This is a genomic window from Leptolyngbya sp. FACHB-36, assembly GCF_014695955.1.
Lineage (GTDB): Bacteria > Cyanobacteriota > Cyanobacteriia > Leptolyngbyales > Leptolyngbyaceae > FACHB-36.
In genome coordinates this window covers 1-7038 of sequence record NZ_JACJPG010000401.1, presented here as the reverse complement: position 1 = coordinate 7038, position 7038 = coordinate 1, and the positions used below count along the sequence as shown (strand labels likewise).

At 52.1% G+C, this 7038-nt stretch carries 7 protein-coding genes; 3 read left to right on the top strand and 4 right to left on the bottom strand.

What is annotated here, in order from left to right; all coding sequences use genetic code 11:
• Positions 1-146: 146 nt before the first annotated feature.
• Both treY and H6F43_RS11300 read left to right on the top strand, forming a co-directional pair.
• On the top strand, positions 147-2903 hold the full coding sequence (gene treY / locus H6F43_RS11305) for a malto-oligosyltrehalose synthase (protein WP_190342865.1): 2757 nt from the start codon (positions 147-149) through the stop codon (positions 2901-2903).
• Between the two features lie 172 nt (positions 2904-3075).
• Positions 3076-4017, top strand: coding sequence for a histone deacetylase (locus H6F43_RS11300; RefSeq protein ID WP_190342864.1), 942 nt, complete (start codon positions 3076-3078; stop codon positions 4015-4017).
• 45 nt (positions 4018-4062) lie between these two features.
• Here H6F43_RS11300 and H6F43_RS11295 read toward each other — a convergent pair whose 3' ends face one another.
• Positions 4063-4653 carry a hypothetical protein gene (locus H6F43_RS11295; protein WP_190342863.1) on the bottom strand — a complete coding sequence of 197 codons (591 nt, stop codon included), beginning with the start codon at positions 4651-4653 and terminating at the stop codon, positions 4063-4065.
• Between the two features lie 205 nt (positions 4654-4858).
• Here H6F43_RS11295 and H6F43_RS11290 point away from each other — a divergent pair, with 205 nt between their 5' ends.
• Positions 4859-5092 carry a hypothetical protein gene (locus H6F43_RS11290; RefSeq protein WP_190342862.1) on the top strand — a complete coding sequence of 78 codons (234 nt, stop codon included), beginning with the start codon at positions 4859-4861 and terminating at the stop codon, positions 5090-5092.
• A 253-nt stretch (positions 5093-5345) separates the two neighbouring features.
• Here the strand turns inward: H6F43_RS11290 and H6F43_RS11285 are convergent, their stop codons facing one another.
• From H6F43_RS11285 to H6F43_RS11275, 3 genes are all read right to left on the bottom strand, one after another.
• Positions 5346-5564: a hypothetical protein gene (locus H6F43_RS11285; RefSeq protein ID WP_190342861.1), complete on the bottom strand. Its 219-nt coding sequence runs from the start codon at positions 5562-5564 to the stop codon at positions 5346-5348.
• Between the two features lie 36 nt (positions 5565-5600).
• Complete coding sequence (locus H6F43_RS11280; RefSeq protein ID WP_199290288.1) at positions 5601-6191, bottom strand: NTP transferase domain-containing protein; 591 nt, start codon at positions 6189-6191, stop codon at positions 5601-5603.
• A 46-nt stretch (positions 6192-6237) separates the two neighbouring features.
• On the bottom strand, positions 6238-7038 hold an 801-nt coding region (locus H6F43_RS11275; RefSeq protein ID WP_190342860.1), incomplete at its 5' end, for a site-specific DNA-methyltransferase.

The window sequence follows — 7038 nt, the reverse complement described above, 5'->3', positions numbered from 1 at the left end:
GATTCGGCAGACGAAAAATGGATGGGGCCAGGAGTAGAATTGCCAGAAAAACTGCTGCCGGATCAGTCCTACACCATTCCAGCGAAAAGCATTGTCCTGTACCAAACTTGATCGTCATCTAATAAACTTTGCCATATCGCTAACTTATGCGAATTCCAACAGCAACCTATCGGATTCAGTTCCACGGCGGCTTTCCATTTGCAGCGGCTCAAGCCATTGTTGAGTATTTATCGGAACTGGGAGTTTCCGATGTGTATGCGTCCCCTATTTTTAAAGCGCGATCGGGTAGCTCTCACGGCTATGATGTCGTCGATCCAACGCAGCTAAATCCCGAACTTGGGACTCCAGAGCAATTCGATCAATTAATCGCTGAACTGCAACAGCGCGACATGGGTTGGCTGCAAGATATTGTGCCGAATCACATGGCGTATGATAGCCAGAATGCCTGGTTAATGGACGTTCTAGAAAACGGTCCTGATTCAGAGTCGATCGATTTCTTTGATATTGAATGGAATCATGCCTACGAAAATTTCCGTGGAAAAGTGCTGACCCCAATGCTGGGTAATTTCTACGGCGACTGCTTAGAGAATGGCGAAATTCAACTGAGCTACGACGAGCAAGGCTTACTGATCAATTACTTTGGGCTAACGCTGCCCGTTCGGATTGAGTCCTACGCTAAATTCATTGGGCAGAACTTGGGGCAGTTGACGAGAGCGATCGGCAGAAAGCATCCAGACTTTATCAAGCTCCTCGGTATCTTATATCTAATTAAAAGCGTTCCTGAGGAGACAAAAGGAAAAGAGCGCTACGATCAAATCTCGTTCATTAAATCGCTGCTGTGGGAACTGTATACGCAGAACGATGAGGTCAAGGCATTCTTTGATCAAAATGTGCAGTTTTTTAACGGCGAAAAAGGCAACTCGGAAAGCTTTAACCCGTTAGACAGCTTACTTTCTGAACAATTCTACCGACTAGCATTCTGGAAAGTTGCGGCAGAAGAAATTAACTACCGGCGGTTTTTCACCGTTAACGAGCTAATTTCTGTCAAAGTCGAAGAACTTAAGGTCTTTAACAAGACGCATTCCTTAATTCAGCAGCTAGTTGCTGAAGGAAAATTCACGGGACTAAGAATTGACCACGTTGACGGTCTGTACGACCCCAAGCAGTATTTAGAACGGCTGCGGGAGAAAGTGGGCGATGCCTACATCACCGTTGAAAAGATTCTAGAACTAGAGGAAGAACTACCTTCCGATTGGCAAATTCAGGGCACGAGCGGCTACGAATTTCTCAATTACGTCAACGGTATCTTTTGTCAGAGTGAAAACGAGCAGGCGTTTCACGAGATTTACACTCAATTTATCCGCAACGATGCCGAGTACAATCGCCTCGTCGTTGACAAAAAACGACTGATTATCGAAAAGAATCTTGCCGGAGATGTGGACAATCTGGCGCAGAAGCTGAAGCGGATTTCGGGACAAACCCGCGAGGGGGTAGACTTCACAGCGCACGGATTGGCACGAGCGCTGACCGAGGTGCTGGCGCTGTTTCCGGTGTACCGCACTTACGTCACGGCTGAAAGCATAACTGACGCCGATCGTGCCTATATCAAGCAAGTGATCGCGCAGGCAAAATCTCCAGCTCCGCGGATGCTGAAGGAACTGGATTACATCCAAAAATTGCTGCTGCGAGAAGACGAGGCGCTGTTGACCGAGGAGCAAAAAGCCGATCGCCTGCACTTCGTTGCCAAATTTCAGCAATTAACCGGACCGCTGATGGCAAAAGGTGTGGAAGATACACTGCTATACAGCTACAACCGCCTGCTGTCGCTAAACGAAGTGGGCGGCAACCCAAGCCACTTCGGGATCTCAACTGAGGCATTTCATCGCTTTAATCAGCGCAAAGGAGAGTACTGGCAGCACTCCATGAACGCTACCGCTACCCACGACACCAAGCGCGGCGAAGATGCTCGATCGCGGCTAAACGTGCTGTCGGAGCTACCGCAAGAGTGGGAACAGCACTTGCAGCACTGGCGCGAGTTGAACCGCTCACACAAGCAGAACCTCAACGGCAAATTAGTGCCGGACGTGAATGACGAATATTTCCTATATCAAACGCTGATTGGTGCGTTTCCCTTTGACAACTCAGAGTTTCCGCAGTTTGTCGATCGCGTCAAAGAGTACGTCATCAAAGCCGTGCGCGAAGCAAAAGTGCACACCGCGTGGCTGCGACCAGATAGCGCCTACGAAGACGGCTATCTTGCCTTTGTTGATGCGGTCCTATCGAATCAGGAATTCTTGGCAGCGTTTCGTCCGTTTCAGCAGCGCATCGCGGCGTATGGCGTATTCAATTCCTTATCGCAAGTGCTGCTAAAAAATGCAGCTCCCGGCGTGCCAGATCTCTATCAGGGCTGCGAACTGTGGGATTTGAGCTTGGTCGATCCAGACAATCGCCGTCCCGTTGATTACGACAAGCGACGGCAATTTCTCAAGGAGATTCAGCGTGGAGGCGATCGGTCAGACCTGCTGAAAAATCCGCAGGACGGCAAAATTAAACTTTTCCTGACCACGAGACTGCTGCACGCCCGCCGCCACTATCTGGAGCTTTTCCAGCAGGGAGACTACCAACCGCTCACAGTGACCGGCAAGTTCGCCAACCACGTCATTGCCTTTGCTAGAACGCATCAAGGACAAACGGCGATCGCGATCGCGCCCCGCTTTTTTACTCGGCTCATCCAACCCGGAGAACTGCCACTCGGAGATTGCTGGCACGACACAGCAATCAACGCGCCCCAGTCTCAGTGGAAAAATCTGATTACAGAGCAAACGGTGCAGAGCAATGGTCAAGTGTCTTTGAGCAATGCTCTGACGGAATTTCCAGTTGCGCTGCTTGTGCGTGAGACGTAGAAACGCCAAAGCCATCCAGACTACCGTTTAAGATCGTGCTCTTTGACTCTGGGGCACAGCCACTGATTAAAAGACCAGTAGCAAGAGCCAAAAACTGGCTTCGAGCACTTTAAGGTGCTGAGCAGGAAGCGAACAGGTACGATCGCAAAAACCCAATATTTCTCAAACTGCGATGCTGCCAATTATCTACTCCGACAAATTCCTGCTGCATGAAACAGGCGCATTCCATCCCGAAAAGCCCGGACGATTAACCGCGATCGCCCATGCACTCAAGGCAGCGCCGTGGGCGAATCAGTTGGACTGGCGATCGCCGACTCCAGCCGCGCAGCGACCCAATTTGCTGCCACTGGTGCAGCGGGTGCATGCTCCCCGCTACGTTAATGCGGTGCAGCGACTCGCCGATCGCGGCGGCGGCTACATCGACGCCGATACACCAATTTCGGCGCGGAGCTATGATGTAGCGCTGCTGGCGGTCAGTGCGTGGCTCGATGGCATCGATCAGGTGCGGCAGACCGGAGAACCCGCATTTGTGCTGGCACGTCCTCCCGGACACCATGCCGTGAGCGATTTTGGCATGGGCTTCTGCATTTTCTCAAACGCGGCGATCGCCGCTCACTACGCCCTCGAACAGCCTGATATTCAGCGCATTGCCATCTTGGACTGGGATGTGCATCACGGTAACGGCACCCAAGCGATCGTCGAAGCCAACCCCAACATCGCGTTCTGCTCGTTGCACGAGTCGCCGCAGTATCCGGGAACCGGATTTGCGGAGGAGCGCGGGTTCCACAACAACGTGCTGAATCTGCCACTGCGATCGGGCAGCACGATCGCGGACTATCTACCGCGATTTGAACAGCAGGTCATGCCCTTTCTCAAAGACTTCCAGCCCGATCTGCTAATTGTCAGCGCAGGCTACGACGCCAACTACGCCGATCCACTGGCACAGATCGCCCTCCAGCCCAATGACTACGGTGTGTTCACGCAGCACTGCTTGCAGTTAACTCGCCGCCTTGTCTTTGGGCTAGAAGGAGGGTACGACTTTGATGCACTGGCTCGATCGGTGATGGCAACGATCGAGCCATGCTTATCCATGGGCACAACGGCGTACAGCTAACGCCCAACCTTCTGCAAATAGAAGGCTAGAACGCTTTCGTCGCCCCTACGGCGTACAGTACACGAGGTTGGTCGTGCCAGTACCCTGGAAGCCATTGGATACCCAGCCTGCGGCGGGTTGAGCGAGTTGAACCCAGACGCGCCCGTCAGCGCCGACTCTGGACGTTGCCGGATTGGTCGTTAGATAGACGCGCTGGTTCAAGTCTGCCCCGCCGACCGCTGCCGAGTTGGTGTCGGGATTGCGGCGAATCACCAATCCAAGTGGCTGAGTCACTCGGCGGCAGGTGTTTCCAGGCGGATTCGGATTGCCGTCCGGACAGGGTTTAAGATTGGCAGTTTGAACAAACCCATTAACTGGAGCGCTGATGGCAATAAAGCCAGCGCTGCCATTGCTGGCAAGCGTCACTCGTGCATCCGTTGCCAGCACGCGAACGACTGGACTGGTCGTGGATGCTGCCTGGTAAACCGCTGTGGATTTATTAACCGCTCGGCATTGCCCAATGATCGGTCCCGCCGCTCCTGCTTGAGCGATCGCGGCAGGTTCCGCAATTGGAGCTGCGATCGCCCCTGTGCCTACAGTTGTCAATGCTGCAAGCGTTAAAACAGCCGTTGAGACTTTCCAAAAATGTGTTCCCATAAAACTCCTCACAGAACTGTGAACCGGAACGGTGAATTTTTCACAGAAATCTTACACGGAAGCTTGCGGTTTATGCTGAAACACTGCAATCGTTTAACACTTTTTTGCTGAACCCTCGCTCAAATTGGGATTTAGCCCATTGGACAGACGTAAACGCTGGGTAAGCCTAGAACACTGAGGGTAAACGTTGTTCAACCGCCTAACCATGAGTTCTTCAAAAGACAAAGACCAGATCAATAACCCTCCCTTCCAAACGCCCAATCCTACCGAGTTGAAGAAGGCAGCAAAGATCGATCCGATTCAGGAGCGCGACCCAGATCAGCCGGAAGCGGATGTTTACGAAGACATAGACGACGCCGAGCGTCAACAATTCGGTCGTCAAGGTGCCGCAGAAATGGCAAACAGCCCAATTACCCAGGCTAATCGAGGCGGGCATTAGGTTAAGGTAGCTGGTGGCTGTCCGCATTTAGAAGCGTATAATTTCAGCGATCGACGATGGAGTAGACTCACCGCTCCATCGTCGTTTTAGCGTGAACTGACCCAACCTAAGATAGGAAGGACAAACGATTGCAGGAGTCGTAGGGTCAAAAGAACAAGGGGTTAGGCTAATGCCTTCAGCATCTTTTCGCTCTGTTTAACAAAATGCTGATTTTTGCGATACTGAAACGGTACCGAGCTTTTGATCTTAATGATCATCGTTTCCAGGGTTTCACGAGCGTCAGCCTGTTTCCCTGCTTTTGTTGAATCTTTGCCGTGATGTAGCTCTGCGGATGGCTCCAGGTTTTGAGGTGCTGTTGTAGGTGAGCCTTCGCTGCCTCTAACCCTCCAAGTTCAACCAAGATCTGCCCATAGGCAAGGGAATCATCGCCGCATTCCCTGGCAAGCTGAGTGTTTACCAGACACAGACGCATCGGTCAGCCCTGGACGAGACGATTGCGGTCCTGCCGCTAGCGCGATCGCCACGCTTCAAATGCATCTGGCGTGTTCAGATCTGCCAGAACGATCGCGCTCTCGAAGTGTACGCGGCGAATTCGAGTCGGGTCGGCTTGCACAATCTGACGCAGCCCTTGAGTCTCTTCGCTGATAGCAAGCAGATCGGGCAGCAGCGCAGCGGCAAACAGCAGCGGATGCCCGATGCGTCCATGATGCGTTGGTGCCGTAATTAACGCTGAGTGATGCAGATGCTCTTGCAGCAGGCGTTGGTAGATTGCAGCAGGACGCGGCTGATCTACGGCAGCGATCGCCAGCACTGACCAGTCGGAGAGCGATCGTAGCCCCGTCAGGATCGAACTCGTTTTGCCCGCGCTGGGGTTGGGATTAATCAGGCAGCGACACGTTACCGTCCGTTGCAGGTCTGCGTTGTGCGGTCCCAGCACTACAACAGGCGTTACATCTGCAAGCTGCCACTGCTGCACCTGATAGTTTAATAGCGTCATGCCTTTCCACAGCAACGACGCTTTACAGGTGCCCATTCGGGTTGAAGCACCTGCTGACAAAATTAGAGCAATGTTGACAGTTGAGCTTAATCGGGAGTTCAAAAAATCTCTCCTGACTCATCAAATGGTTTTTTCTCTGGCTCCTATTTCAGCGGATTCGTTCGCGTCGTTCAGCATTCTTACGATCGAACTCGATCCATTCTGTAATCGATCGTTGACGCACCGTTTCGAGCCGCTGGATTGCCCAATGGTTGTATTCTAAATTCTGCTCGCATCCTAACCAGTTTCGTCCTAGCTGCTCAGCGACAACCAGTGTCGTTCCTGCACCTGAAAACGGATCAAGAATTGTTTGCCCAACATCAGAGGCAGCAAGGACAAGTCTGCGCACAAGTTCCTCTGGCTTTTGGGTTGGATGGGGCGTTTTTTCGCCCATGCCATTGCAGGTTGTAGGAATTTCAAATACGTCTTTGGGCTTTGCGCCCAGTGGATTTGGCGTCCAGTGAACGCGAGCTTTGCCATTGCCAAAATTGCTGGTGATCGCTTGAGGATGCGCCGGATATTTTAGCGTATGGCTGCCGTAGGGAATTCGGATTTGATTGAGTCGCAGCCGAAATTGAGTAGATTTGCGAAAGTGCAGAATGCTTTCGTGCGATCGTCCCCAATCCTGCCCCAAATTCGCTTTATTTCGGTAGTGCCAAATCAGCCAGCGACAGGAATGAAAATACTCTAGCGCCGGCTGCTTTAAATCCGCTAGCACTTCAGAAAATCCACAAACATAAAGCGAGCCGGACGCCTTTAAAATTCGTGCTGCTTCTTTGATCCAACGCATCGACCAATCAATATAAGCGGCTTGGCTGTCGAACGTGTCCCACTCTGCTTTTCTTAAGTTATAAGGTGGGTCAGCGACTACAAGATCGATCGACTGATCGTCAAGCTGTTGCAGCCAGTC